General features: G+C 70.9%; 22 protein-coding genes and 1 pseudogene. 12 read left to right on the top strand and 11 right to left on the bottom strand.

Annotated elements, in window-relative coordinates; genetic code table 11:
- Positions 1–324: 324 nt before the first annotated feature.
- Positions 325–2,085, top strand: coding sequence for an ATP-binding cassette domain-containing protein (locus tag AB0D14_RS22485; protein WP_362781608.1), 1,761 nt, complete (start codon positions 325–327; stop codon positions 2,083–2,085).
- A gap of 27 nt (positions 2,086–2,112) precedes the next feature.
- On the opposite strand, the gene AB0D14_RS22480 is transcribed toward AB0D14_RS22485, so the two are convergent.
- Positions 2,113–3,588 (bottom strand): aminotransferase class V-fold PLP-dependent enzyme, encoded by a 1,476-nt coding sequence (locus AB0D14_RS22480; RefSeq protein WP_362781606.1) that lies wholly within the window; start codon positions 3,586–3,588, stop codon positions 2,113–2,115.
- A gap of 235 nt (positions 3,589–3,823) precedes the next feature.
- Between AB0D14_RS22480 and ligD the strand changes: the two genes are divergently transcribed.
- Positions 3,824–4,834, top strand: coding sequence for a non-homologous end-joining DNA ligase (gene ligD / locus AB0D14_RS22475; protein ID WP_362781604.1), 1,011 nt, complete (start codon positions 3,824–3,826; stop codon positions 4,832–4,834).
- Positions 4,835–4,879: 45 nt separating this feature from the next.
- Here the strand turns inward: ligD and AB0D14_RS22470 are convergent, their stop codons facing one another.
- The 3 genes from AB0D14_RS22470 to AB0D14_RS22460 all read right to left on the bottom strand — a co-directional run bounded on the left by AB0D14_RS22470 (position 4,880) and on the right by AB0D14_RS22460 (position 7,487).
- Entirely contained in the window at positions 4,880–6,343 is a 1,464-nt protein-coding gene (locus tag AB0D14_RS22470) for an aminotransferase class I/II-fold pyridoxal phosphate-dependent enzyme (RefSeq protein WP_362781602.1), read from the bottom strand.
- Between the two features lie 58 nt (positions 6,344–6,401).
- Positions 6,402–7,088, bottom strand: coding sequence for a HemK2/MTQ2 family protein methyltransferase (locus tag AB0D14_RS22465; protein ID WP_362781600.1), 687 nt, complete (start codon positions 7,086–7,088; stop codon positions 6,402–6,404).
- 225 nt (positions 7,089–7,313) lie between these two features.
- Positions 7,314–7,487, bottom strand: coding sequence for a CsbD family protein (locus AB0D14_RS22460; protein WP_362781598.1), 174 nt, complete (start codon positions 7,485–7,487; stop codon positions 7,314–7,316).
- A 222-nt stretch (positions 7,488–7,709) separates the two neighbouring features.
- On the opposite strand from AB0D14_RS22460, the gene AB0D14_RS22455 reads away from it, so the two are divergent.
- A complete protein-coding gene (locus AB0D14_RS22455; protein ID WP_362781596.1) occupies positions 7,710–8,087 on the top strand; it encodes an ANTAR domain-containing protein in 378 nt (125 codons plus the stop codon).
- A 171-nt stretch (positions 8,088–8,258) separates the two neighbouring features.
- Here the strand turns inward: AB0D14_RS22455 and AB0D14_RS22450 are convergent, their stop codons facing one another.
- A complete protein-coding gene (locus tag AB0D14_RS22450) occupies positions 8,259–9,155 on the bottom strand; it encodes an RNA polymerase sigma factor SigF (protein ID WP_362781594.1) in 897 nt (298 codons plus the stop codon).
- Between the two features lie 314 nt (positions 9,156–9,469).
- On the opposite strand from AB0D14_RS22450, the pseudogene AB0D14_RS22445 reads away from it, so the two are divergent.
- The 6 genes and pseudogenes from AB0D14_RS22445 to AB0D14_RS22420 all read left to right on the top strand — a co-directional run.
- Positions 9,470–9,658, top strand: a pseudogene (locus AB0D14_RS22445) (DUF6479 family protein); the annotation flags it as partial.
- Positions 9,659–9,668: 10 nt separating this feature from the next.
- Positions 9,669–9,827: a DUF6479 family protein gene (locus AB0D14_RS22440; protein WP_362781624.1), complete on the top strand. Its 159-nt coding sequence runs from the start codon at positions 9,669–9,671 to the stop codon at positions 9,825–9,827.
- A 105-nt stretch (positions 9,828–9,932) separates the two neighbouring features.
- Positions 9,933–10,979, top strand: a complete 1,047-nt coding sequence (locus AB0D14_RS22435) for an iron-containing redox enzyme family protein (RefSeq protein ID WP_362781593.1) — start codon at positions 9,933–9,935, stop codon at positions 10,977–10,979.
- Positions 10,980–10,985: 6 nt separating this feature from the next.
- Complete coding sequence (locus AB0D14_RS22430; RefSeq protein WP_362781591.1) at positions 10,986–11,210, top strand: CDGSH iron-sulfur domain-containing protein; 225 nt, start codon at positions 10,986–10,988, stop codon at positions 11,208–11,210.
- A gap of 54 nt (positions 11,211–11,264) precedes the next feature.
- Positions 11,265–12,101 (top strand): EamA family transporter, encoded by an 837-nt coding sequence (locus tag AB0D14_RS22425; protein WP_362781590.1) that lies wholly within the window; start codon positions 11,265–11,267, stop codon positions 12,099–12,101.
- Positions 12,102–12,253: 152 nt separating this feature from the next.
- Positions 12,254–12,880, top strand: coding sequence for an alpha-ketoglutarate-dependent dioxygenase AlkB (locus AB0D14_RS22420; RefSeq protein WP_362781588.1), 627 nt, complete (start codon positions 12,254–12,256; stop codon positions 12,878–12,880).
- 60 nt (positions 12,881–12,940) lie between these two features.
- Here the strand turns inward: AB0D14_RS22420 and AB0D14_RS22415 are convergent, their stop codons facing one another.
- Together AB0D14_RS22415 and AB0D14_RS22410 are read right to left on the bottom strand one after the other, a co-directional pair.
- Positions 12,941–13,336 (bottom strand): DUF6114 domain-containing protein, encoded by a 396-nt coding sequence (locus AB0D14_RS22415; RefSeq protein WP_362781586.1) that lies wholly within the window; start codon positions 13,334–13,336, stop codon positions 12,941–12,943.
- Positions 13,336–14,028, bottom strand: a complete 693-nt coding sequence (locus AB0D14_RS22410) for a DUF6230 family protein (RefSeq protein WP_362781584.1) — start codon at positions 14,026–14,028, stop codon at positions 13,336–13,338. The genes AB0D14_RS22415 and AB0D14_RS22410 overlap by 1 nt, the downstream gene beginning before the upstream one ends.
- Positions 14,029–14,801: 773 nt before the next feature.
- On the opposite strand from AB0D14_RS22410, the gene AB0D14_RS22405 reads away from it, so the two are divergent.
- Positions 14,802–15,467, top strand: coding sequence for a Tat pathway signal sequence domain protein (locus tag AB0D14_RS22405; RefSeq protein WP_362781582.1), 666 nt, complete (start codon positions 14,802–14,804; stop codon positions 15,465–15,467).
- 80 nt (positions 15,468–15,547) lie between these two features.
- Here the strand turns inward: AB0D14_RS22405 and chvE are convergent, their stop codons facing one another.
- From chvE to AB0D14_RS22390, 3 genes are all read right to left on the bottom strand, one after another.
- The gene (gene chvE / locus AB0D14_RS22400; protein WP_362781580.1) at positions 15,548–16,639 is read right to left on the bottom strand and encodes a multiple monosaccharide ABC transporter substrate-binding protein; all 1,092 of its coding nucleotides are present in this window, start codon (positions 16,637–16,639) and stop codon (positions 15,548–15,550) included.
- 665 nt (positions 16,640–17,304) lie between these two features.
- Positions 17,305–20,496 carry an amidohydrolase family protein gene (locus AB0D14_RS22395; RefSeq protein WP_362781578.1) on the bottom strand — a complete coding sequence of 1,064 codons (3,192 nt, stop codon included), beginning with the start codon at positions 20,494–20,496 and terminating at the stop codon, positions 17,305–17,307.
- A 79-nt stretch (positions 20,497–20,575) separates the two neighbouring features.
- Positions 20,576–21,817 carry an FAD-dependent monooxygenase gene (locus AB0D14_RS22390; RefSeq protein WP_362781622.1) on the bottom strand — a complete coding sequence of 414 codons (1,242 nt, stop codon included), beginning with the start codon at positions 21,815–21,817 and terminating at the stop codon, positions 20,576–20,578.
- 197 nt (positions 21,818–22,014) lie between these two features.
- Between AB0D14_RS22390 and AB0D14_RS22385 the strand changes: the two genes are divergently transcribed.
- A complete protein-coding gene (locus AB0D14_RS22385; protein ID WP_362781576.1) occupies positions 22,015–22,338 on the top strand; it encodes a YkvA family protein in 324 nt (107 codons plus the stop codon).
- Positions 22,339–22,445: 107 nt separating this feature from the next.
- Here AB0D14_RS22385 and AB0D14_RS22380 read toward each other — a convergent pair whose 3' ends face one another.
- Positions 22,446–23,429: an aldo/keto reductase gene (locus AB0D14_RS22380; protein ID WP_362781574.1), complete on the bottom strand. Its 984-nt coding sequence runs from the start codon at positions 23,427–23,429 to the stop codon at positions 22,446–22,448.
- Positions 23,430–23,720: 291 nt separating this feature from the next.
- On the opposite strand from AB0D14_RS22380, the gene AB0D14_RS22375 reads away from it, so the two are divergent.
- Positions 23,721–24,980 (top strand): serine hydrolase domain-containing protein, encoded by a 1,260-nt coding sequence (locus AB0D14_RS22375; RefSeq protein WP_362781572.1) that lies wholly within the window; start codon positions 23,721–23,723, stop codon positions 24,978–24,980.

The following is a 24,980-nucleotide window of genomic DNA, read 5'->3' as shown; positions in this document are numbered from 1 at the left end:
GTCACGGATTCCCGGCCGAAGCCCGCGCCGCGTAGCGGCACAGCAACGGAACGGAAGGCCAGAATCCTCGTGCTTCAGCACGAGGTACAAGTCAACGACCGGGCCCGCCTGCCCGCGCGGCGGTGCCGTCACCGGCCTGGCGGGGCGGTCGGCCACGCGGGTCGTCCGGACTGCCGTGGTGACGAGGCCGTGCCGGGCCCGGGCCTCGACCGGCAACAGCGCGGACCGGTCGACGAGCAGCGAGCCGCCGGCACAGAGGTTGCCGACCTGTTCCGCTCCGCAAGGCGGGGGCGTCGCGCGGGTCCTCCTGGCATGCTGCCCCCCATGCCCTCACCGACAGGACCCCGTCCACCCCTGTCCCCGCCCCGGGCTCCGGGCCCCGGCTTGCGGATCCAGGCCCGCGGGCTCACACAGCAGGTGCGCGGGGCGGGGCGCGTACTGCACGACGTGTCGTTCGACGCCGCCCCCGGACGGATCGTCGTGATCGCGGGCAGCAGCGGGGCGGGCAAGACGGTGCTGCTGGAAACACTGGCGGGGCTGCGCGCGACCGGGGAAGGTGCGGTGACCCACGACGGGGGCCAACCGGGCCCGCCAGGACCTGAGTTCGGGTTCGTACCACAGGAGGACGTCCTCCACCGCGACCTCCCGCTGCACCGGACCCTGGTGTACGCGGCGGGCCTGCGCATGCCCCCGGGGACCTCCGCCGAGTCGGTCACCGCGGCCGTGGACCGGGTCCTGGTCCCCCTGGGACTGTCCCACCGGGCCGGCACGCCGGTGCGCGCGCTGAGCGGCGGGGAACGCAAACGGGCCGGTATCGCCGCCGAGTTGCTCACCGGGCCGAGGGCACTCTTCCTCGACGAGCCCACCTCCGGGCTCGACCCGGTCACCGGCGCCGCCCTGCTGCGGACCCTGCGTTCCCTCGCCGAGGGCGGCACCACCATCGTGCTGACCACCCATGTCCTCGCCGATCTGCTCCGCGGCGACCGTGTCGTGTTCCTCTCCCCCGGCGGTCAGGTCGTGTACAGCGGTGAACCGGGCGGCCTGTGCCGGGCGTTCGGGGTGGACACGGTCGAGGACGTGTACGACGCGGTGGCCGGCGGCGCGGTGGCCGGAGCGGGGTCCGACGGTACGGGACCCGACAGCGCGGCGGACGACAGCGCGAAGGCCGAGCCGGCGCCGGGCGAGCCGGTCGTCCGGCACACCGGTCCCGCTCAGCCACTCCCCCGGCCGCGTGTCGGCGCCGTACGGCAGTGGTCCCTGCTCACCCGGCGCGGTGCCGCCCTGCTGCTGCACAACCGGCTCTCGGTCGCCGTGCTGGCGGGCTCGCCCGTGGTGATCGTGGCGATGTTCGCGGTGCTGTTCCGCGCGGGGGCATTCGACCCGGCGGACCCGGATCCGGGTTCGACCGCGATGATCATGTTCTGGATCGCCTTCGGCGCCTTCTTCTTCGGGCTGACATACGGACTGCTGCAGATCTGCGCGGAACTGCCCGTGCTGCGCCGCGAATGGCTGGCGGGTCTGCGGATCGGCCCGTATGTCGCCTCGAAGCTGACGATCATGCTGCCGGTGCTCACGGCCGCGGACGCCCTGCTGCTCGCCGTACTGCGTGCCCTGGACCGGCTGCCCGCGGCGGGCTGGGACACGTATGTCTCCCTGTTCGTGTCGAGCGTGCTGGCCTCGGCGGCCGCGCTCGCGCTGGGGCTGCTCGCCTCGGCCGCGGTGAGCGATCCGGGTCAGGCGACGCTGATGCTGCCGCTGCTCTGCTTCCCCCAGGTGCTCTTCTCGGGGGCCTTCGTGCCGGTGCCCCGGATGACGGGGGCCGGGGAGACGATCAGCCGGGCGATGACGAACCGCTGGGCGTTCGAGGCCCTCGGCAGCGGCATCGGCCTCGACGCACTGTGGCGCGACGGGTCCTCCCGGCTCGGCCCGCCACTGCTCACGTCGTACGGCGACTCGTTCGCCGGCCCCGCGAGCGGAGACTGGCTGATCCTGGCGGGCTTCACCCTGGTGTTCCTCGCCCTGACATGGACGGTGCTGGTGCGCAAGTGCCGGGGCGGCGTGGTGCGCGGCCGGGCGGGACGGTGAGTCCCGTATCCGTCCGTCGGACGGCTGTCAGCAGCCCGCCCTCGCCTCCAGACCGGCCGCCTTCGGTACCCGGTCCCGGTAGGTCTCCCGTACGAACCTCAGAAACGTGTCGATGTCCCTGGGCTGTGACGACAGACCCAGCGAGACACGGACCGCGCCCGCCGAGGGCAGGTGCAACAGGTCCAAGTACTCCTCCAGGGACGTGAGCCGTCGGCGGGCGGCCGAGCGCAGCAGGCCCGGCGGCAGGGCGAAGGCCGCCTCGCCCGCGCCCGGATTGCAGAAGCAGCCCGTGCGCAGCGAGATGCCCCGCGAGGCGCTGTCACGGGTGACGATCCGTTCGTCGATGACACGGCCGTCGGCGCCCAGCAGGTTGAGCGCCACGGTCCCGCCGCGGGCCACCAGATCCCGCGGGCCGTACACCCTGGCCAGCGGGGAACCGTCACTGTGCCGCAACTCCTTTACTCCGGCCAGTAGTTGGGCTGTCAGTGCGGTCACATGGGCGTGCACCCGGTCCATGCCGATGCCGTCGATCCACTGCAGTCCGCCCGTCACGTCCGGTATGGAGAGGAAGTTGACCGTGCCGTCCTCGAAGGCCGCCTCGTCGTCCGCGAGGACGTGCCACTGTGCCTGCGCGCTGACCGCGTAGATCGTGCCGCCCGAGAACCAGGGCCGCCGCAGCCCGGCGAGCGCCTCCCGGCGGGCGACGAGGCTGCCGACACCGGTGGGGTGGCCGAAGACCTTGTACCAGCTGACCACCGTGAAGTCGGGGTGATACCGGCTCAGGTCGAGGGAGTTGGCGGGGACGAAGGCGGCGGCGTCGAGCAGGACATGGTAGCCGCGCGCCTGGGCCGCCGCGATCCACGCGAGGGGATGCTGCACACCGGTGAAGTTGCTCTGCGCCGGGTACGCGAGCAGCCCCGCTCTTCGCTCTCCGGGTCGCCGTGACCGTCGGCCGGCGCCACGTCCGCGCGCGAGCAGGGCGGCCCACAGCCGCTGTTCGTCCACACGGAGACCGGGCCCGCCCACGGGTACGTACGTGGTGGTCGCGCCGCCTGAACGCGCGTACTCCCGCAGGCCGTTGACCGAGTTGTGGTTGTCGAGCGGCATGACCAGCCTGCTGCGGCGGTTGAAGGGATACGCCTCACCGACCAGGCGCAGCGCACCCGTCGCGTTCGGGGTGAAGATCACGGCGTACTCGGCCGGGTCGGCGTTGAAGTGGCGGAGCACCGCCCGGCGTGCCTGTGCCAGCAGCAGTCCCGAGGCACGGGAGGCCGGGCTCTCGGAGTGCGGGTTCCCGAAGAGGCCGCCGGTGATCCGTGCGGCGCTCTCCCGGACGAGCGAGGCGGGGGCGAGGCCGGCTCCCGTGTGGTCGAGGTAGGTGTGCCCGCCGGCGTCGAGATAGCCGAACTCCCGGCTCCGTAGTTCCGCCGGATCCGCCGCGCCGGCGTCGTCCTCGGGTATGTGGCCGGTGGTCCCTGTCTCGTCCACGGATTCCCCCCCCATGAGGCCGGGCCCTCCCCGTGTGCCGGGTAGCGGCCGGTTTCCCCACATCATGCTGCGATTCACCCTGAGAGGAAGGGGGCTACGGGGCCCGCGCGGTCGCGGGGCCCCGGGCCTGCGGGACGATGCGTACGGCGGGGAGAGGAGCGGACGTGGATACGAGCGACCCGCTGCGGGCCCACCGCGGCAAGCGTGACGTCGACCGGCCGCGCCGGTGGACCGGGAAGGGCGGCCGGCGATGACCGATCTCCTGGGCTCCCTCCCAGAGGACCTCAGACGGCTGCTCCGTGACGCGGCCCCCGGCGTCGAACTGGCCTCCCGGCCGATGCTCGCCACCCTGAGCGACCGGCGCGACTGTCCCGGTGAGTGGCTCTTCGAGCGGAAACTCGACGGCATCCGCGTACTGGCGGTGCGCGAGGGCAATGGCGTCGTGCTACTCTCACGCACCGGCAACCGCCTCAACGCGACGTACCCGGAGATCGTGGACGCGCTCGCCGCCCAGTCGTGCACGGACTTCACCGTGGACGGGGAGATCGTCGCGTTCGCGGGCGGCGGCCGTACCGACTTCGGCCTCCTCCAGCAGCGTATGGGGCTCACCCGGCGCCGAGACGTCGAGGCCAGCAGGGTCGCCGTCACGTACTACCTCTTCGACCTGCTCAGGCTGGAGGGCGCGGACCCGGCGCGGCTGCCACTGCGTACCCGCAAGTCGCTGCTCCGTCGCGCCCTGACGTACCGGACGCCCCTGCGCCTGACGACGCACCGCAACGAGGGCGGCGCCGAACTGTTGGCCGACGCCTGTGCCCGGGGCTGGGAGGGGCTGATCGCGAAACGGGCCCAGAGCCCCTACCAGCCGCGCCGTTCGCCGGACTGGCTCAAGCTGAAATGCTCTCTGGAGCAGGAGTTCGTGATCGGCGGGTGCACCGAACCGGGCGGCACCCGTGCCGGGTTCGGCGCCCTGCTCCTCGGCCACTTCGAGGGCGACAGGCTGCGGTACGCGGGCAAGGTGGGTACGGGATTCGACCGCCGTACGCTGCTCGCGCTGCGCGGGGCCCTCGACGAACTTGGCACTCCCGCCTCGCCGTTCGCGGATCGGGTGCGCGAGGCGGGCGCCCGCTGGGCCGAGCCGGTGCTGGTCGCGCAGATCGCGTTCACCGAGTGGACGCGGGACGGCATGCTCCGCCATCCGCGGTTCCTCGGGGTGCGCCATGACAAGCAGGCGCACGACGTCGTCCGCGAGCGGCCGGTGTGAGGCGCGAGCCGCCGGTGTGAGGCGGGGGCCCCGCAGCCCGGCTCCTCACGCGCGGACGCGGATCGTCTTCAGCTCCGCGTCGCTCGCGTCCGGCAGGTTCATGCCGCCCCGCAGACCCGTCCGCAGGTAGCGCAGGACGGGCTCGGTGAGACGTTCTCCGGGCAGGACGGCCGGAATGCCCGGCGGATACGGCGTGATCATCTCGGCCGAGACGCGGCCGACCGCCCGGTCCAGGGGGACGGCCTCCGCGGAGCCGAAGTAGGCGTCACGGGGCCTGCAGGTCTGTTCCATCCGCAGGTCCCGCCCGCTGGGTACGTCGATCTCCGGCAGTCCGGCCGCGAGCTCCTCGGCGTGTTTCGCGAGGTCACGCAGCGCGTCGAGCAGCGGATCCGTGGTGGCGGTGGAGTCCGCGTGGGTGAGCTGGGCGCTGATGCGCCGGTGATCGGCCAGGTGCATGTCGATGTCGTGTTCGCCGCGCAGCCAGTCGGCCGCACGGTAGCCGCTCGTCCCGAGGCCGCTCACGTCGATGACCACGGGCAGCGGGTCGAAGTCGACGGACAGACCGGGTCCGACCAGGTCGTCGCGGCCGAGGACGCGCAGACCGGGAATCTCGTCGACGGCGGCACGCACCTGTGCGGCGAGGTTCAGCGCGCCGTCCAGCAGGGCCTCCCCGTGCAGGGCCATCTGGCGGCGCCAGGCGTCCATCCCCGCGTAGAGGAGGACCGACGGACTGGTGGTGCCGAACAGGTCCGCTCGTGACCGCAGGGTGTCGGCCGTGATCAGGGAACCCTGCAGATGGAAGACGGAGCCCTGTTCCAGTCCGCTGCCCATCTTGTGGATGCTGGTCACACAGACGTCGGCGCCGGCGTCCATCGCCCAGGACGGCAGGTCCGCGTGGAACGGCAGGTGGGCACCCCAGGCCTCGTCCACGACGAGGGGGATGCCCCGGGTGTGACAGAGCTCCGCGATGTCTTCGAGCGCGGCACAACTCCCGTACGGAGTGGGGCTGGTGACCATGGCTCCCCGGGCGTCGGGATGCCGTTCGAGCGCCTCTTCGAAGGCGGCAGGGCCCGGCGCGTGGGCGAAGCCCTGTGTCACGTCCCACTGCGGGTCGACCCAGACGGGCTCGATCCCGGCGAGGATCAGGCCGGAGATCACCGACTTGTGGGCGTCGCGCCCCACGACGAGCTTCTCGTTCGGACCCGCCACGGCGAGCATGGCCGCCTTGACGGACAGGGAGCTGCCGCAGGTGGTGAAGAACGTGTGCTCGGCGTGGACCACGTCCGCCATCAGCTTCTCGGCGCGCAGCAGCACGTTCCCGGTCGTACGGCGGTCGTCCAGGCCTCCGGACGCCAGCACGTCGCAGTGGAAGGCGGCGTCCCCGAGAATTCTGCGGGCCTCGGGGTCCGCGCCGCGGGCCTGCTTGTGCCCGGGCGGGGTGAAGGCCAGCTCGCCCTGCTCGTGGTACTGCCGCAGGGCGTCGAGTACGGGCGCTTCGGTGTGGTCCATACAGGGAGTTCTCCTTACGGTCGGTCCCGCTCGGCACGGTCGGTCCCGCTCGGCACGGTCAGCTCCGCTCGGCCCGGACGATCACCAGTTCCTCGTTCTCCTCGCGCGCCGCGACCTGCCCGGACTCCCTGAGCCACGGCAGACGGGAGCGCAGCACGGGCCCGAACGGGATGTACGCCCGGTCGCCGACCGTGGCTCTCAGCCCCGAGTCGGCCAGGCGTTCCAGGGTCTCTTCGGTACCGCTCAGTCCCGACTGGGCGACGAGCAGGACGCCGCCGGGCCGCAGGACACGGGGCGCCTCGCAACAGATGCGGTCCAGGACGGCACGCCCGTCGAGCCCGGCGTTCCAGGCCCGCTCGCGGCCGTGCCGGTTCGACCGTTCCGAGAGCGGCGTGGGGACGTACGGCGGATTGCTGATGATCAGGTCGAAGGAGCGGCCCCGGACCGGTTCGAGCAGGTCACCGCGGTGGACCGTGAGGCGCTGGCGGGCCCGCAGGGCGTTCAGCCGGGCGGTGAGCACGGCCCGCCAGGCGATGTCGACCGCCGTGACACAGGCGCCCTTCCGCGCCGCGCAGATCGCCAGGGTTCCGGTACCGGTCCCGAGGTCGAGGACGTCCATGCCGGGGGCCGGTCCCTCGCAGTACAGGGCGCGCGCCAGGAGGAAGGTGTCGGCCTGCGGCGCGTAGACACCCGGCAGTGCCACCAAGGTGCCAGGAGGGCGCGCCGGGTCGACGAGAAAAGCCATGGGGTGGTCCTCCGTCCGGGCGCTCCCCTCGGGAGCGGGAGGTGAGTGCACTCGGCCGCCAAACACCTGGTCGGCACGTCTTTCCAGCCATCGAGTGCCCTTGGATCACCCCTCCACACCTCGCCCGTCACGGGCGTCCCGCCCGCCCTCGAACGCGGAAACGCCCCCGGCGGTCGTGGGGCCCGGTGACCGTACAGGGGCGTACCGCGTGAGCGGGCCGCTGTGCTACTGGCCGGACTTCTTCATGCGCTCGGCGGCCTTGGCCTTGAGCTCCTCGGCCTTGCCCGTCATCTGCTCGCCCCTGCCCTCGCCGGCCATGGACGTGTCGTCCATGGCCCTGCCGGTGGTCTCCTTCATCTTGCCCTTCATCTGCTTGGCCTTGCCCTTCGCCTTGCTCATGATGTTCCGTCCTTCGAATGAGGGTTGGACTGGCGTCTCCACCCTGCGCCCGCCACCCCTCCTTCGCAATCCGTGACGGTTCATCACTCTGCGCAACAAGGAATCCGTGGGGGCGTACGTGCACTGGCACGCGTGCGGCGGAGTGGGGACGATGGATCGTGAACGTGGAGTCCATCGGGGGACGACGCCACGAACCATGCGCTGCGACCCCGGAGGGGACGAATGACGTCAGACGTCGGTTCGGGCACCACCGAGCCCGGCGGCGGCCCCCACGGCCACGCCCCGTCCGGGGAGGACGCACCCCGGATCGTCGAGCTGCAGGAGGAGATCGGCCAGCTCAAGGAGGCCGTGACCTCCCACGCGGTCGTGGACCAGGCGATCGGCATGATGGTGGCGCTCGGCCGGGTGACGCCGGATCAGGGATGGTCCGTACTGCGGGAGGTGTCCCAGCACACGAACATCAAACTGCGGAACATCGCGGAGCTGATCATCGTGTGGGGCCAGAACGGCGATCTGCCGCACGATGTCCTGGCCGCCCTGGAGGACGCGCTCGACCGATACGGGCCCACGTTCCGTCCGGAGTGCGGCCCACCGCCGTGACGAGGGTGTTTTGCCCAGGCGCCGCTGGTTACTTCGATGAGTGGCAGTTTGCTGGCAAACCGCTCCCGGGAGGGTTCGGCAGTGAGCTCGCCACACAGCCGCCCGGCCCGGGAGCGCCCGGGGACGGGCGGCTGGGTCTGTTCGACTCCGCGTTGAGGGACAGATCCGCGTTCAGGGACAGACGTGCCCAGGATCCGCGTCCGGACCGGGAGCGGCGACCTGACCGGGGTCACGGCCGGCACCGGGGCCATGGCGTGAACCGGGCCTGGGATCGGGATCGTGGTCGGCGAGCGCCTCGTCGCGCACCTTGGCGCAGCAGCCACTGAGCAGTCGCGAGACGTGCATCTGCGAGATGCCGAGGTGCTCCGCGATACGGCCCTGGGTCATACCCCTGAAGAAGCGCAGGTAGAGGATGATCCGCTCACGCTCGGGCAGTGCGGCGATGCAGGGCTTGACCGCCTCGCGGTCGACCACGAGATCGAAACCGGTGTCGGACTCGCCAAGGGCGTCACCGAGCGCGTAACCGTCGTCGCTGCCGGGCAGTTCCGCGTCGAGGGAGAGGGCGGTGAAGCTGTCGAGGGCCTCGAATCCGGCCCGGACGTCATCCTCGGTCATCCCCGCATGCGCGGCGATCTCGGCGGTGGTGGGCCGTCGGCCCTGGATGGTCTGCGACAGTTCCTTCGCGGCGGCGCGGACCTGGTTGCGCAGGTCCTGGACGCGTCGCGGCACATGGAGAACCCACATGTGGTCGCGGAAGTGACGCTTGATCTCGCCGGTGATGGTCGGGATGGCGTAGCTCTCGAAGGCGTTGCCACGCTCGGGGTCGTAGCGGTCGACCGCCTTGACGAGGCCGAGGGCCGCCACCTGCGCGAGGTCCTCGACCGACTCGCCCCGGCCCCGGTACCGCATGGCGATCCGGTTCGCCATGGGCAGCCAGTCCCGCACCAGGCTGTCGCGCAGGGCTTGACGCTCAGCCCCTTCTGGCAGGGTGGCGAGCCGCTCGAAGGCCGCCGCCGTGTCGGGGGCGTCGTCGTGGGGATGCTGCTTCGTCCTGACAGTGATCGGCATGGTGCGTCGCATCTCCCTCAGAGGTGGTCTCGGGACAGTCACCATGGGAGGGCGCACGAACGGCCCGGCCGGGACACAACCGAGGCAGGCCTGGCTCACCGGCTCCCACGGACGTGCCTCCAGTCCGAAGCACTATGCATAAATTCCCCCAAAAGAGACATTGCCAAACTATTCACTCCAAAACGCGACTTACCACAATCGGCCGATCCTGCAAGGTGACGGTGCGAGGGTGCGGGCCCGTCGCTCCGCGCAGGTGAGAGGCGTCCGCGAGCCGCCGCGCCGTTTCGGACGGTGACGCCGGGTACCCGGGGGCAATGGACTACAACGCGACACCACTGGCTGCCTCAGGTTCCGCAGTGGGCGGAATCGTGCCGTTCCTGATCGGCGTCATCATCGTCGGCGGCCTGATCTTCGCCGTCTGGTGGGGTCGCCGGCAGCGCTCCCAGCAGCCCCCGCCGCCCCGCCCCGAGGAACAGCCCCGTCTCCCCGAGTCGGGTCCCGTGCGCGAGGTGAGTGAACGGCGCGAGCCCAACGAGGTACCCAAGGGTGATCGGCTGCCCCCCCCACGACCTGGGGGACGGCTCGTCGCATCGCGCGACGGACCAGGATCCTCCGACCTGGGGCGAGAACAGCAGTGGCGGCTTCGGGAGCGGCGGCCCCGGGCGAGCCTGACCCGGCCCCCGACGGCAACCGCATCCGCGTCACCCGGCACCGGCACCGGGTGAAGCACGCCGGCTGTCCGGGTGAAGGGTTCTCGATCACGGGTACCCGGTGCGGATGGAACCTGTAGCCAAGCGCCCGGTCACGGAACCGGAACTCCCGCCGGGTCGCGGAGAGATCTCCACTGCGCTCATCGAGTACCTGCGCGGCACAGGACCGCTGCCCGACGAGGCCGTTCTCGCCGGCGCCGAGCCGCTCGGCGACGATCTCCAGCTCGCGCTCTACCTCTGTTACGAGCTGCACTACCGGGGCTTCGCGGGCGTCGACGGCGCCCGCGAGTGGGACCCGGAACTGCTACGGGTCCGCGCGGCACTGGAGAAGCCGTTCCTGGCGGCTCTGCGCGCCGGGGCGACCCGGCACGACCACGCGGACGACGCGCTGGACGAGTTGCTCGTGGAGCCCGTCGACGGCCAGGGCGTCTCCCATTTCCTGCAGGACAAGGGCGAGTTGTGGCAACTGCGCGAGTACGCCGCCCAGCGCTCGGTCTACCACCTCAAGGAGGCCGATCCGCACGCCTGGGTCCTGCCGCGACTGTGGGGGCGCGCCAAGGCCGGTATGGCGGCGGTGGAGTTCGACGAGTTCGGAGCTGGGCGCGCCGAACGCGTGCACGCCCAGCTGTTCGCCGACCTCATGACCGACCTCGATCTGGATCCGGCGTACGGGCGCTATCTCGACGCGAGTGGCGCCGAGGCGCTGGCCGTTGTCAATCTGATGTCCCTCTTCGGTCTGCACCGCGCGCTGCGCGGCGCGCTGGTGGGTCACTTCGCGGCGGTGGAGACCACCTCCTCCCCCGGCTCCAGGCGGCTCGCGAAGGCGATGCGGCGCAACGAGGCGGGTCCGGCGGCCGAGCACTTCTACGCCGAGCACGTCGAGGCCGACGCGGTGCACGAGCAGGTCGTACGCCGGGAGGTCGTCGCCGGCCTCCTGGAGGAGGAACCCCACCTCGACAGTGACATCGCGTTCGGCGTCGATGCCACCGGATGGCTGGAGGACCGCCTCGGGGACCGGTTGCTGGAGGCATGGCGGTCCGGCCGGTCGTCGTTGCGCACCGCCTCGGATCCTCGGAACACGTCGTCGTCGGGGGAAACAAGAGAAAGGTGGTGAACGGCCGTGCCGGACACCCCCGCCGCACAGCCGCGTCGGATCGTCGCCCGCCGTGAGGGACCCCTGCTCGTCGAAGGGCCGGTCGAAGTCGTACTGGAGGACGGCACGACCGTGTCCTCCGACCGCTTCTGCGTGGCTCTGTGCACATGCCGGCGCAGCCGCATCCATCCCTGGTGCGACACCAGCCACCGCCGGCACTCCTCCACCGCGCACCCCGGTACCGACCACTGAGACACGGCCGCCCCAGGAGACATCGACGCACCTGCGTACGGGCACCCGGGACGGATGGGCGCTCTTCTCGCACTGGCTTCGGCGGTCTGCTACGGCATCGTCGACTTCGCGGGCGGGCTGCTGTCCCGCCGGATGCACTTCACCGTCGTCACCTTCCTCGGTCAGGTCGGCGGGTTGCTGCTGGCGCTTCTCCTGGCGTCGGCCGTCCCCGCGGACGCGGTGCGCTCCACCGATGTGCTGTGGGGCGCACTGTCGGGGGTGGGCAGCGGCCTGGCCATGCACTTCCTCAACCGGGGTCTGAGCCGGGGGGCCATGAGCGTGGTGGTCCCGGTGAGTGCCGTCACCGGGGTGGCGCTGTCAGTGCTGTGCGGCGTCCTCTTCCTGGGCGACCGGCCCACCCTCCTGGCCTGGCTAGGAATCTGCGTCACGGTGCCCGCCCTGTGGTGCGTGTCCGGTGGGGGCGGCGCGCGCGGTACGGGCACGGCACGGGCCACCACGGACGGGCTGCTCGCCAGCCTCGGCGTGGCCGTCCAGTACATCGGCCTGGCCCAGGCCGATCCCGGGAGCGGGGTGTGGCCGGTGGCCGCGGGACGCGCCGCCGCCGTGGTCCTCCTGCTGCCCAGCGCCTGGCGGCATCTCCCCGAGTTCCGGCAGCCGCGACGCCGACTGGTCCAGGCGATGGCTATCGGGGCGGGCGCCGCCCTCGGCCTCGCGCTCTACCTGTGGGCGGCCCACCAGCAGATGCTCGCCCTCGCCGTCGTCCTCGCCTCGCTGTATCCGGCGATTCCGACCGTACTGGGACTCGCGCTGCTGCACGAGAGAGTGAGCCGACAGCAGGTGGCCGGGCTGCTGGCCGCCGGCGGCGCCGTGGTTCTTCTGACGCTGGGCTGACGACCTTGCCCGCCTGTGGGATGTAGTTGCCCCTCAAGAAGAACAGAGCGGCGAGCACGCGGGAAAGCGGGTGGTTCACAGCGACCGCCGCAGCCGGCGTCAGGCCTTCCCCAGGTAGAACGTACATTCGAATCTGCGGGTAGTCTGGACGTATGTCCACGCACTTCCAGGGTTCACTGTTCGACCAGAGCGACACCATCCGCCTCGGCCCGCTCACCGGGCCGCGCCGGACCGTGCTCGGCGACGGGGCGTGGATCGACCTGCTGCCCGGCTGGCTCCACGGGGCGGACGCGCTCTGCGCCCGGCTCGCCGACGAGGTCCCCTGGCGGGCCGAGCGACGCCAGATGTACGAACAGACGGTGGACGTCCCGCGACTGCTGGCGTTCTACGGCGCGGACGTCACGCTGCCGCATCCCGTCCTGGACGAGGCACGGGACGCGCTGTCCGAGCACTACGCGGACGAGCTGGGGGAACCGTTCACCACGGCCGGGCTCTGCTACTACCGGGACGGCCGGGACAGTGTGGCCTGGCACGGGGACCGGACCGGCCGCGGCGCACACCGGGACACGATGGTCGCGATCGTCTCCGTGGGAGCTCCGCGGGACCTGCTCCTGCGACCCCGGCGCGGCGGCGCCGCGATACGGCGCCCGCTGGGGCACGGCGACCTGATCGTGATGGGCGGCTCCTGCCAGCGCACCTGGGAGCACGCCATCCCCAAGAGCGCCCGGGCGGCGGGCCCCCGCGTCAGCATCCAGTTCCGGCCGCGGGGCGTGCGGTGACCGTGCGGGCATGGCGTGCGGTGACCGTGGGCGCGCCGCCCGGACGGCGCCCCCGACGCGTCACGGATGGCTGACCGGCTCCCGGTTGCGGCGCCGCCACGAACGGGCGGGGCGCGGCTCCTGGTCCGGCAGCCAGCCGAAGGTGAGGCAGCTGCCGACGACACCCAGGAGGAGGCCGATGAGGAATCCGCCCAGGTTCGAGGTGAGCCAGGTGCCCAGGGTGGCCAGGACGCCCAGGATCGAGTAGAAGAGGCGCTGCGCGGGATTGAAGAGGATCAGCAGTCCGCAGATCATCATCAGGCCCGGCAGGAGATAGCCGGCCAGGCCCTGCATGCCGATGTGCATGACGACCTTCAGCGACGCCTTCTCCGTGAGCAGGATCTCCGCCCCGCCCAGGACGAGCAGCAGCCCGCCCCAGAACGGACGGGCCGCGCGCCAGCGCCGGAAGGCGACCATCAGCAGCCCTGCTCGCTGAAGCTGAGCTTCAGACCGGGAAGCTTGAACACCGCTGCCGTGGTGGAGTAGTTGGTCTGCCGCAGGTTGGCGATCTTGACCGTGTCGGCCTGCTGACTGAAGACACCCTTGGGGCCCTGCACGCCGGCCTTGTCGAGAGTGCTGGCGTCGTTGCCGATCTCGATGTTGCCGAAGGCCGCGTCACCCGTGAGCTCGGATGAGTCGGTGGTGAGGTCGGTGGCGGTCACCTTCTTGGAGCCCTGGCCCGCCTTGATGAGCAGGTTCGTGCCGCCGAGGTCGACGCTCTGGCACAGCTTGGTGAGCGTCGCCTTCTTGATCGCGGAGACCACCACCAGGACCTGGCCGCCGGTGTCACCCTCGTTCGGGCTCCCCTCGGCCATGTGATCGAGGGCGCCGAACTGCTCGAAGCCCTTCCCGTTGAGCTCCGTCGCGGTGACCGTGAACGGCATGCCGGATATCGCGAACTGCACACCCAGGGCCCCCTGGGCGGTGAGGATCATGAGGCCGGCGGCGATCGCGGTAGCAGGAACCGCCATCACCGCGGCGCGGCGCAGACGGACCCGCCCCCGTCTCTCGGGGCCTTCCGTGATCTGCGACATGGAATCGCCTTCCGGCACTTCGGAAGGCTCGGGGGTGGAACCGGCGGACGGGTTGACGTCCGAGGACGAGGCCATTTTCTGCTCCCAGAGGCATGATCAACGCGAGGTAGGGCTTCAGGTGGCACGTTGTCCTGGCGCGGACAGCGAATGCGGCGCACCCTTCCTCACTCCTCCCGGCGGGTGCGAGGACTTTCTGGTTACGCAGCAGTAGCCGCGACGGAAGTTACCCGCGGTAAGTGGCGAGGGTCAAGCATCTTGTGCAAAAAGGGCGTTGGAGATGTGGCGAAGCCATGGAGGGCGCTTCCATGGCACCGGTGAAAACCCTTCCGCGCAGACCGGAGCCGGTGCGGCACGGAGCCACGGATCACCGCGAATAATCTCTGATCCAACGTCAACTTGCTTACTACACCTTGACGTTGAACAGCAGGCGGGTCTAGAACTCTCCCTGGTTACGCACGGATCCGTGGCGCCGGATCCGGTCGGCGACGCACGTCGATTCCCGGGTCCCGTCCCGTCACACGGTCCGCGGGCCCACCACACGGTCCTCGGGCCGGATCACCTGGCCGGCAGGCCTTGACGCGGTCGGACATGCCGCCCCTCGCAGACCGACCGCACGTGCGATCCGCATTCGCTCCTCCACGGCACCGGCACGGCCGCTTCCCGTTCTCCGGGACCGCGCCCGGTCGCCCTGTCCGCCGGTCCTGCGCCGGGGGCCGTCCTTCGACGCCTCCGGCCGACCATCCGGCAGCCACCACCGGCCCGTCGCGTACGGAGAAGGCGCGACGGGCCGGTGGCGGCCCCCCTCTCCCACCCGCACGCTCACCCCACTCTCAGAATGAGGCACCCGCATGCGCACTCGGACTTCCCTCGCCCTGGCCGCCGCCGTAACAGCCCTCGCCCTCTCGGCGGCAGGCCCCGCCTCGGCGGCCGACGGCTCGGTCCTGACCACCGGCGGCGCCGGCGGAACGGCGGCCGCCACCGGTGACGTCCTCAGCGCCTCCCTGGCCACCGGCACCAACGCCACGCTCTACTCCAGCAGCACCGGCACGAGCGGAATCTCCTGCTCGTCGTCGGCCTTCGTGGCCAAGGTCGTCGACAACCCCACCGCGCCCGGCACGGCCACCGAGTCGGTCACCAACCACACCTTCAACAGCGCCAGTTGCACCAGCAACGTGGTCGGCGTTCTCGGTGTCACCAGCATCAAGGTCGACAACCTGCCCTACACCACGGCCGTGACCTCCGGGGGCGCTCTCACCATCACTGCGGCCCCCGGATCGAACGTCCAGACAACGGTCGTACTGCGCACACTGCTCGGCAGCATCACGTGCGTCTACCGGACACCCAGCCTGTCCGGTACGTCGAACAACGCCGACAACAGCATCGCGTTCGTGAACCAGCAGTTCACGAAGTTCTCCGGCTCGTCGCTGTGCTTCGCCAACGGCTACTTCACCGCCAAGTACGCCCCGGTCACCGACACCACGCAGACCGGCAGCCCGGCGGTCTTCGTCAACTGACGCCGGCCGGCGGCCACCCACGCACAGGTACGGGTGCGGGGCGGGGAGAGAGATCTCCCCGCCCCGCACCCGTACGTGGCTCAGCTCAGGTCACTCTCCTTGAGGTAACCCGAGTCCACAAGCACCTGCTTGTAGTTGGCCTTGTCGACGCTCACCGGCTCCAGAAGGTACGAGGGAACGACCTTCTTCCCGTTGTTGTACGTCCTGGTGTCGTTGAGGGCCGGCTTCTTGTTGTGGACCATGGAATTGACCATGTACGCGGTGACCAGCGCCAGCTCGCGGGTGTCCTTGTAGATGGTCTGCGACTGCTCCTTGTCCAGGATCGACTTGATCGAGGGCACCTCGGCGTCCTGACCCGTGACGATCGGCAGCGGCTTCGCCCCGGTGCCGTAACCGTGCTCCTTGAGCGCCTTGATGATCCCGAGCGACATACCGTCGTACGGGGAGAGGACCGCGTCGATGTCCTGGTCGGTGTACTCCTCGTCGAGAAGCTTGTTCATGCGCTTCTCCGCCGTGGGACCGTCCCAGCGCGGGGTGAGCATCTCACCCATCTCGGTCTCCCCCGATCTGACGATCAGTTCGCCGTTCTGGATGTACGGCTCCAGGACCTCCATGGCGGCCTCGTAGAAGTAGCGCGTGTTGTTGTCGTCGGGGGAACCCGCGAAGAGCTCGATGGTGAAGGGGCCCTTGCCGCTCCCGTTGACGAGTCCGAGGCTCTCCGCGATGAAGTCGGCCTGCAGCGTGCCGACCTTCACGTTGTCGAAGCTCGCGTAGTAGTCGACGTTGGGGGTGCCGAGGATCAGCCGGTCGTAGGAGACCACCGGTATGTTGGCGGATTCCGCCTTCTCCAGGACGTCGGTGAACACCTTCCCGTCGACCGAGGCGATGACCAGTGCGTCGACACCGCTCTCGATCATGGCCGCCACCTGTGCGACCTGGTTCTTCGGGTCGTTGTCGGCGTACTTGAGGGTGGTGGTGTAGCCGAACCCCTTGAGCTCGTCGACCATGTTCTGGCCGTCGTTGAGCCACCGCTGTGACGTTTTGGTGGGCATGGCGATACCCACGGACGCGGCCTTTCCTTCGCCGCCTGTCTCGGAGTCCCCACCGCACGCGGTGAGGGATATGGACAGGACCGTCGAAATGGCCGCGGCTACGGTGGTGCGGGCGCGCATGCTCATGGTTCCTCACTGGATGAAAGGCAGTCGGCGGAACTCGGCGGCCGGCTGTGCACCAGGGAGGGCGTCCGATCCCGGCCGGGCCGGCAGGTCGTGCTGGAGCCGTCCGCGGCGCACGGTTCCTGGCGGAGTCCGTGGTGCGTTCTGTTCGGTGCCGAGTTCAAGCCGAGGCTGCCCTGACGGGGGTTCGGGGCGACTTGCCCGAGGACCGCACTGCGCGTACGGACCAGGGGCGGACGCCAGGCTGATCGGTGCCCGGCTGCGTGGAGCCTTCCGGGGCGGGCTGGGTTCACCGGGTCTCGGTGAGGGGTGGAGCGTCAGACCGGACGGTATGTCTCTCGCGTTGGGACATTGCTGAACCCGCACACGAGCAGGCCGGGATGACCGGCCCCCCACGTGCGGGACCTCGAACGTGGGGTGCGCGGGGCAGCCTATCCGGACGCAGGGCCACCGTGGCCCCCTTTCGTCACATTAGTTGCGACGGCGCACGATCGGCCTTGTCGAGTCGGGCGGCACAAATGGCGTTTTGTGGATGATCCGGTTCCAACTGCTGTCCTTCAGCAACCGGTTGCTTGATCGCACTGGTCGCGGCCGGGCGCCGCCCTGAGGTCGAGCCTGGACACGGAACATGGACAGGGCCTGAAAGGCCGGAGAGGCGCGCCTCAGAGAAGCGTGCCGCAGCACCCCTCCCGCCGCATCAGCCGCCCCACCTGAAGCCAGTCGTCCTCGCCGGCCGCCCGTCGGGAGGCGGGCGAGGGCAGGGGCTCGTACGCGGCCACGAGGTCGTCGGTCGTGTACGGGACCCCGCCTCGGAGCACGCCGACCGTACGGACGAGCGTGTCGAAGTCGGTGAAGGGATCGCCGTCCACCACCGTCAGGTCGGCGAGCCTGCCCGGCAGGACCGTGCCGAGGTCGTCGTCGAGGCCGAAGAGCCGGGCGGGCAGCACGGTCACCGTACGCAGGGCCTCGGCCGGGGACAGGCCGCCCCGGTGCAGTGCGCGCAGACCGAGGTGGAGGGAGAGGCCGACGGGCACGAGCGGCTGGTCGGTACCGAGGGCGACGAGGCCGCCGGCGGCCAGGATCCGCCGGTAGATGTCGGTCTCCGCGCGCAGGGTGGCGAGCTGGGCCGGGGTCGGCGGTACGCCCGCCCCCTGCTGGACGAGCGCGGTGTCCCAGGGCGGCATCACGGCGGTGACCCGGGGATCGTCGGCGAGCCCGGGATCCGCGCCCAGCAGGGGCGCGGCGGTGAACGGGGTGGCGATGAGACCGAAGTCGACGCCCCGCGCGGTGTAGATCTCCAGCAGATCCTGGTGGGCACGCCCCGACGCGGTGATCGCGTGCCCGAACTCGACGCGCTGAGTGGCCTGCAGATGAGTCGTCAGGTCCTGTCCCAGCTGTACGCCGGGCGAGAGCAGATGACTGCCCGAGCGCACCCCGAGCCGCTCGTGTCCGAAGCGCGCGGCCTCCTCCATAACCCAACCCGGCGCCCGTACATACGTCTTGACGAAGTCCCAGTCCAGCGCCGCGCCCCGCTCCAGCGTGCGCCGCAGCCCGTCCCTCGTACGGTGGGCGCGCCCCATGCTGTACGCGACCCGGGAGCCGTCGAGGAGTTCACCGGTGGTCAGCAGCCGGGGCCCGGCGAGCTGTCCGGCGGTCACCGCCTCGCGGATACGGGCCTGTTCGTAGGCGAATCCGCCGAGGGACACGGCGGTGGTGATGCCGTAGGTGAGCTGGCCGGCCGTCTGACGGCCGCCGTAGGTGACCTGCCACGGATGGGTGTGCGTGTCCCACAGGCCGGGCACGACGGTCCGCTCGGAGGCGTCGATCCGGGTCAGCGCCCCGCGTCGCCGGTGCGGTTCGACGGCGGCGACGCGTCCGCCGCGTACGACGATGTCGACGTCCTCGCGTACGGAGTCGCCCGTGCCGTCCCAGAGCCGGCCGGCGTGCACCACGGTGTCGGCGGGCACGGGTCTGCGCTGGTCCAGTGGCACCCTGACGGTACGGGCCGGGCCGCCGCCGACTCCGATCAGCCGCAGGCGGGCTCCGGAGAGGTACAGCAGGGTCCCCGAGTCACCGGACCAGGAGGGGTGGTCGGCCGGTTCGGTGGTGAGGGTGCGCAGGGCGCCGCGCGGGGTGCCGTCCGGCGTGACGGGCAGCAGGCAGAGCGCGGATTCGACGATCACCGCCATCCAGCGGCCGTCGGGCGACCAGACGGGCCCCGAGTCGTACCGGTCGGCGAGCGAGACGTGCGGCGCCACCGCGTGCAGCCGGTCCTTCCCGGTCGTGGTGTCGACGACCCGGACGAGGTTGTAGCCCTCCCGGAAACGGAGGTTGAGGCGGTTGCGGTCGCAGAACGCGAGATACCGGCCGTCGGGCGACCAGCTGGGCCGCCCTGGCAGCCCTCCCCCGCCCAGCGGGGTGACGAGCACCCGCTCCGCGCCGCTCGCGAGGTCGCGGACGACGAGCCGCCCGGTCAGGTCCAGGCAGGCGAGTTGAGTCCCGTCGGGTGAGAGCGCGGGATGGACCCGCCCGCCGGTCGCGAGCGCGGTCTCCTCGCCGGTGGCCAGATCCCGCCGGTACACGCCGAGCAGGCCGTCACGGTCGTCCGCGTACAGCAGTGCGCGTCCGTCGCGCGACCACGAGGGCCCGAGCAGGTACTGCGTGGCCGCCGCGCGGCGCAGTCGCTTCGGCGCTCCGCCGCCCGAACTGTCCGCCAGCCAGAGGGAGTTGAGTGCGGCGAAGGCGATGCGCCGTCCGTCGGGCGACAGCGCGGGCAGATGAACACCCCGTACCTGGCGGGCTCGCCCCTCCCCCAGGTCGTACTCCTTGACCTCGTAGCGCGGCCGGTCCACGGGCAGCACACCTTCGAAGGGGATCGTGTCCGTCTCGGCCGGCTTCTCAGGTCGTACGAGGGTGAAGTCGCCGTCCACGGCCAGCAGCAGCTCACCTTCCGCCGTCCAGCGGGGCGGCACCGGCGCGATGTCCCCGGCCACCGCGACGGGCTCACCGTCGACGACGAGCACACAGGAGCCATGGGGTGCCGCGGTGATCCGCAGATACGCCAGACGGGCGCCGTCCGGCGCGAGGGCGGGAGTCATGATCTGCGCGGTCGTGCTGTCGGTGTGCTCCACGACGACCGGTCCTGCGCCCTCGGCGGGGACGGCGGCGACGGTGCGGGCATCGAGTCCGGCACCGTTGGCGGTGGTGACGCCCTTCGCGCGTACGAACAGGATCCGCTTCCCGTCGGGCGACCAGGTGGGGTCGAAGTCCTCCCAGGCCCCGTCCTGCAGCGGGCCCGCCTGACCGGCCAGACCGGTCAGGCGGCGGACGTCGCCGGTGCGCAGGTCCAGCACGTGGACGCGGTACGGGCTGCCGGTCACCGGGTCGCCGCCGCGCTCGGAGGCGAAGGCGATGCGGGTGCCGTCGGGTGACCAGGCCGGGCCCCGGTCGTCGAAGGGGCCGTCGGTGCGGCGGCGTACGTCCGAGCCGTCGGGCCGCATCGTCCAGAGGTGGAAGCCGCCGCCCCGGTAGGCGCAGAAGGCGATGAGCTTGCCGTCCGGCGCGTACACGGGCCGGTTCGGTTCGAGACCCGCCGGCGTGAGGGGGACGGCCCTGCCCCCGGTGCGCGGAACCGACCACAGCACGTTCTGGATCTCGGCGATCAGCCGGTCCCCGCCGGGCGCGAGGGTCGGCGCACCGTTGGTGGCCGCGATGAAGGACAGGGTGAGTCCGGTACGCGGCAACGCGGCGGCGGGTGCGACGCCCACGGCGGTGACAGCACCGGCGGCGCCCGCGACCGCGAGGAGCTGACGGCGGGAGAGGGCGAGGGCGGCGTCGCTCCGGTCTTGGTCCATGACTCAGCACGCTCGCGCATCACCCGGCCCGTGGGCAACAGGGCCATTCCCGCCAAAAGGACACCTTGTTGACGTGGCGTCAGCTTTTCATGCCGTGCTTCGTGCCCTGCTTCGCTCCGTGCAGGGTCCGTGCCACCTTCGGGCCCAGCCAGCGCTTGAGCCTGCGCAGGGACTCGACCCGCCCGGCCGCCCGGTCGATCCGGTAGTAGAGCTGCGGCGGCACGTACGGCAGCAGCGGAGAGTGCCGCTGGCCGAGGAGCGCGAACATCTGCGCGGGAGGCAGCGCGATGTAGCGCGGCAGGTTCTCGTACCACTGGGCGCTGTGGCGGGCCGCGCTCTGCACTGCCAGCAGCGCTGCCTTGCGTTCCTTCTCGTACGCGTCGAGGGCCGGGGCGAGTTCGGCCTGCCCGTCCCCGGATCGCGTGCTCAGGGCCCCGGCGAGGGCGATGGCGTCCTCCAGGGCGAGGGTGGTGCCCGCCCCGATGGAGTAGTGCGTGGTGTGGGCGGCGTCGCCGAGCAGGACGACGTTGCCGTGGGACCAGACGCGGTTGGTGAGGGTGCGGAAGTTGAGCCACTGCGCGCTGCCGCCGGCACTCGCCCGGCCGATCAGCCGATGGCCGTCCAACAGCTTGACGAAGAGCTGCTCGAGGAGCGCGAGTCCCCCCGCCTCGTCGGCCCGGTCGAGGCCGAGGCCCGTCCACGTCTTTGGCGAGCACTCGACGACACAGGTGCTGCGGCCCTCGCCGTACCCGTAGGCGTAGCACCAGATCCAGCCGTGCGGTGTCTCCACGAAGGCGAAGGTGAACGCCTCGAAGACCTTCGTGGTGCCCAGCCAGATGTAGATGTTCCGGCCGAGCGCGACGTCCGTGCCGAAGCGGGCGGCGTGGCGCTCGCGCACCCCGCTGCGGACACCGTCGCAGGCGACGACCAGGTCGGCGTCCGGGAGTGCGGCCCCGTCGGCGATCTCGTCCTCGAACTCGACCCGTACCCCCAGGGACCGGGCCCGCTCGGCGAGGATGTCCAGCAGCCGGCCGCGGCCGATACCGAAGCCCTCGTCGCCGTGGTGTGTGGTGCTGCGGTCGCCGATGTGCGCGACACCGTCACTCCAGCGGACCGAGCTCTCCTTGACGGCGCGCGCCGACTCGGGGTCGCCCGCCTCCAGTTTGTCGAGCAGACTCCCCCAGTACGTCACCCCCCATCCGTACGTCGAACCGGCCGGGTTCCGTTCGTGGACGGTGATCTCGTGGTCCGGGTCCTGACGTTTCATCAGGATCGAGAAGTACAAGCCGGCGGGTCCGCCGCCGACACAGGCGATCTTCAACGCACACATCCCACTGTTCACTCAAGGTGGTCGACCGACAGCACGGAGCGACAACACAGAATAGGTGTGCGGCGAGCGGCGCTTCGACGCACCGCGCCGCGTGTCGGGCCGCGCCGCGTGTCGGACCGGCTCAACTGTGATGACGGGGCGAACCTGGGCATCTGTACTGCAGCACTGGTCGAGCCAGGGAAGGACTCATGGACACCAACACGTGGATTCTCGTCCTCGTCGTCGCGGCCGTACTGGCGGCGGCACTCGCGGCGGCGATCGTCCTCACCGTCCGGCTGGTCCGCACCCGGCGGAACCTGCGCCGCGCCGGATTGCCGACCGGGCCCCGCTGGATCTTCTGGGGTGCGATCGCCTACGTCGTGCTTCCGACCGATCTGATACCCGACCCGGCCTATTTCGACGACATCGCCGTACTGCTCCTGGCGTTGAGGTCGATGCGCGCTTCGTCCGACCCGCTGCGCCGCGGCACTCGCGGTTCCGCTTGGCTGGGTCCGCCGGACAAGGACCGCTGAAGGACCTGTGGCTGGTCGCGCGGTTCCCCGGGCCCCTCATGGGGGTCGCCCCACGGAGGCGCGGGGAACCGCGCGCTCAGCTCATGACCACTGCCCTCGGGCAGCTGTCACCAGCGGGCTTCCACCTGCTCCTTGATGCGGCGCTCGTACAGGTCCGAGATCGCCGTCAGGGTCTCGGTGGACAGCGGCGGGAGCTTGCCGGCCGCCGCGTTGGCGCGGGCCTGCTCGGGTGAGCGGGCGCCGGGGATCACCGTGGTCACGCCCGGCTGCCGGCCGATCCAGGCCAGCGCCAGCTGCGCCGGGGTGACACCCTCCGGGGCGAGCGCGGAGAACTCGGCCGCCGCCTCGACACCGGTGGCGTAGTCGACGCCGGAGAACGTCTCGCCCTGGTCGAAGGCCTCGCCGTGACGGTTGAACGTGCGGTGGTCGTTCTCCGCGAAGACCGTGTCCTTCGTGTACTTGCCGGAGAGCAGGCCGGAGGCGAGCGGAACACGGGCGATGATGCCGACACCGGCTTCCCGCGCCGCGGGCAGGACACGTTGGAGGGGCTTCATACGGAACGGGTTGAGGATGATCTGCACACTGGCCACGCCCGGACGGGCGATCGCGGTCAGCGCCTCGTCACAGGTCTCGACGCTCACGCCGTACGCCGCGATGCGCTCCTCCTCGACAAGGGTGTCGAGGGCGTCGAACACCTCGTCCGACGAATACACCGGGGTCGGCGGGCAGTGCAGCTGCACCAGGTCGATGCGGTCGACGCCGAGGTTGCGGCGCGAACGGTCGTTCCAGGCACGGAAGTTGTCCAGAACGTAGTTCTCGGGGACCTGGTCGACCCGACGGCCCATCTTCGTGGCGACCAGCACATGCAGGTCGGGCCGGCTGCTCAGGAAGGTGGCGATGGTCTCCTCACTGCGCCCGTCGCCGTACACGTCGGCCGTGTCGAAGAACGTCACCCCCGACTCGGCGGCGGCCTCCAGGACCGCCAGGGCGTCCTTTTCGTCCACATCACCCCAGTCGGCACCGAGTTGCCAGGTGCCGAGTCCGACGACCGATGCGTGCTGTCCCGACCTGCTGAATTCGCGCTCGTCCATGAGGGCAGTCTGGCACCTGGTCCGTGCCCCGCAGGACGCCGCCCCCGGCCGCGGGTCCGTTCAGGCGACGGCGGTGCGCAGAGCCGCCCCGGTGGGTGACAGGTCGGCACCGCACCACGCCCGATCGCCAAAGACTCACACGCCGACCACCGGAGATTCACCCGCGCCGATGCAACCCGTCGGCGCGTCCGGCGCGTAGGTATGGTGCTGACGCCGCGCACCGCGGCGCGGCTCGCACCTGAATCCGCTCGGCGGACGACGACGGGGAGAACGACACAGATGGTCTCAGGAATGACGGTCAAGGGTACGGCGGCGCTGGGGGCGGTCCTGCTGTCCGTCCTGGCTGTTCCCGCACACGACGCCGCGGCGGCTGCCGACGTCGACAACGGTCCCGTACAGGGCAGTTCCGTGCAGAGCAGCAGCGTACGGGGCAGTTCCGCGGCCAAGGCCGAGGACCTCGCGGAGCCCGACGTCGCGGGGCTGCGTGAGGTGCTGCGAACGGCCCTGACGCAGGGAGCGCCCGGTGCCATCGCGCGTATCGACGACCACGGCACGGTCCAGAACGTGGCCGAGGGCATCGCGGACAAGGCCACCGGACGGGCCATCGACAACGCCGACCGCTTCCGCATCGGCAGCGTCACCAAGACCTTCTCCGCCGTGGTCCTGCTGCAGCTGGTCGACGAGGGCGCGCTCGGCCTGGACACCTCCGTCAACACCTATCTCCCGGGGCTGCTCCCCGACGACCGGATCACGGTGCGCCATGTGCTGAGCCACCGCAGCGGCCTGTACGACTACACCAACACCATGTTCGCCCGTACGGTCCCGGGCTTCGAGGCGGTACGCGACAAGGTCTTCAGCTATCAGGAACTGGTGGACCTGTCCCTGAAGCAGCCCCTCGGCAACGCGCCGGGCGCCGCCTACGCGTACTCCAACACCAACTTCGTCGTCGCGGGCATGCTCATCGAGAAGCTCACCGGGAAGTCCGTGCGGTCCGCGTACCAGACCCGCATCATCGAACCGCTCGGCCTCAATGACACCTCCTACGTGCACCCGGAGACGGCGATCGCCGGCCGGCACGCCAACGGCTATCTCACGCCCGACGAGGCCGGTGCGGCGCTCGTGGACTCGACCGAGCAGACCGTCTCGTGGGCACAGAGCGCGGGCGCGGTCATCTCCAGCACCCGGGACCTGGACACCTTCTTGTCCGCACTGCTGCGCGGCGAGCTGACGTCGGCCGCGCAGCTCGCGCAGATGCAGAAGTGGGTGACCGTCAACAGCACCCAAGGGTACGGGCTCGGTCTGCGCCGGCGTGATCTGTCGTGCGGCGTCTCGGTGTACGGCCACACGGGCACCGTGCAGGGCTACTACACATACGCGTTCACGTCGAAGGACGGCGCGCGCAGTGTCACGGCGCTCGCCAACACGTCCAACAACGCGACCGTCCTCAACACCATGGCCCGCACGCTGGAGTCGACGTTCTGCGGCAAGCCGGCGACGGCCTCGACAGCCCCGTCAGCCACAGCAGCCGCGACAGCGGTCGCCCGCGGCTGA

Source organism: Streptomyces sp. NPDC048484 (genome assembly GCF_040651415.1).
Classification (GTDB): domain Bacteria; phylum Actinomycetota; class Actinomycetes; order Streptomycetales; family Streptomycetaceae; genus Streptomyces.
Note: the sequence above shows the minus strand (reverse complement) of the source record. Positions and strands in the feature narration are given on the sequence as shown.

Coding starts and splice junctions, on each gene's coding strand:
- AB0D14_RS22405 (WP_362781582.1), top strand. CDS start 14,802: ATGCGCACTCGGACTTCCCTCGCCCTGGCCGCCGCCGTAACAGCCCTC.
- chvE (WP_362781580.1), bottom strand. CDS start 16,639: ATGCGCGCCCGCACCACCGTAGCCGCGGCCATTTCGACGGTCCTGTCC.
- AB0D14_RS22375 (WP_362781572.1), top strand. CDS start 23,721: ATGACGGTCAAGGGTACGGCGGCGCTGGGGGCGGTCCTGCTGTCCGTC.
- AB0D14_RS22465 (WP_362781600.1), bottom strand. CDS start 7,088: ATGGCTTTTCTCGTCGACCCGGCGCGCCCTCCTGGCACCTTGGTGGCA.
- AB0D14_RS22420 (WP_362781588.1), top strand. CDS start 12,254: ATGTCCACGCACTTCCAGGGTTCACTGTTCGACCAGAGCGACACCATC.
- AB0D14_RS22425 (WP_362781590.1), top strand. CDS start 11,265: ATGGGCGCTCTTCTCGCACTGGCTTCGGCGGTCTGCTACGGCATCGTC.
- AB0D14_RS22395 (WP_362781578.1), bottom strand. CDS start 20,496: ATGGACCAAGACCGGAGCGACGCCGCCCTCGCCCTCTCCCGCCGTCAG.
- AB0D14_RS22380 (WP_362781574.1), bottom strand. CDS start 23,429: ATGGACGAGCGCGAATTCAGCAGGTCGGGACAGCACGCATCGGTCGTC.
- AB0D14_RS22460 (WP_362781598.1), bottom strand. CDS start 7,487: ATGAGCAAGGCGAAGGGCAAGGCCAAGCAGATGAAGGGCAAGATGAAG.
- AB0D14_RS22455 (WP_362781596.1), top strand. CDS start 7,710: ATGACGTCAGACGTCGGTTCGGGCACCACCGAGCCCGGCGGCGGCCCC.
- AB0D14_RS22385 (WP_362781576.1), top strand. CDS start 22,015: ATGGACACCAACACGTGGATTCTCGTCCTCGTCGTCGCGGCCGTACTG.
- AB0D14_RS22415 (WP_362781586.1), bottom strand. CDS start 13,336: ATGGTCGCCTTCCGGCGCTGGCGCGCGGCCCGTCCGTTCTGGGGCGGG.
- AB0D14_RS22470 (WP_362781602.1), bottom strand. CDS start 6,343: ATGGACCACACCGAAGCGCCCGTACTCGACGCCCTGCGGCAGTACCAC.
- AB0D14_RS22450 (WP_362781594.1), bottom strand. CDS start 9,155: ATGCCGATCACTGTCAGGACGAAGCAGCATCCCCACGACGACGCCCCC.
- AB0D14_RS22485 (WP_362781608.1), top strand. CDS start 325: ATGCCCTCACCGACAGGACCCCGTCCACCCCTGTCCCCGCCCCGGGCT.
- ligD (WP_362781604.1), top strand. CDS start 3,824: ATGACCGATCTCCTGGGCTCCCTCCCAGAGGACCTCAGACGGCTGCTC.
- AB0D14_RS22480 (WP_362781606.1), bottom strand. CDS start 3,588: ATGGGGGGGGAATCCGTGGACGAGACAGGGACCACCGGCCACATACCC.
- AB0D14_RS22435 (WP_362781593.1), top strand. CDS start 9,933: ATGGAACCTGTAGCCAAGCGCCCGGTCACGGAACCGGAACTCCCGCCG.
- AB0D14_RS22410 (WP_362781584.1), bottom strand. CDS start 14,028: ATGGCCTCGTCCTCGGACGTCAACCCGTCCGCCGGTTCCACCCCCGAG.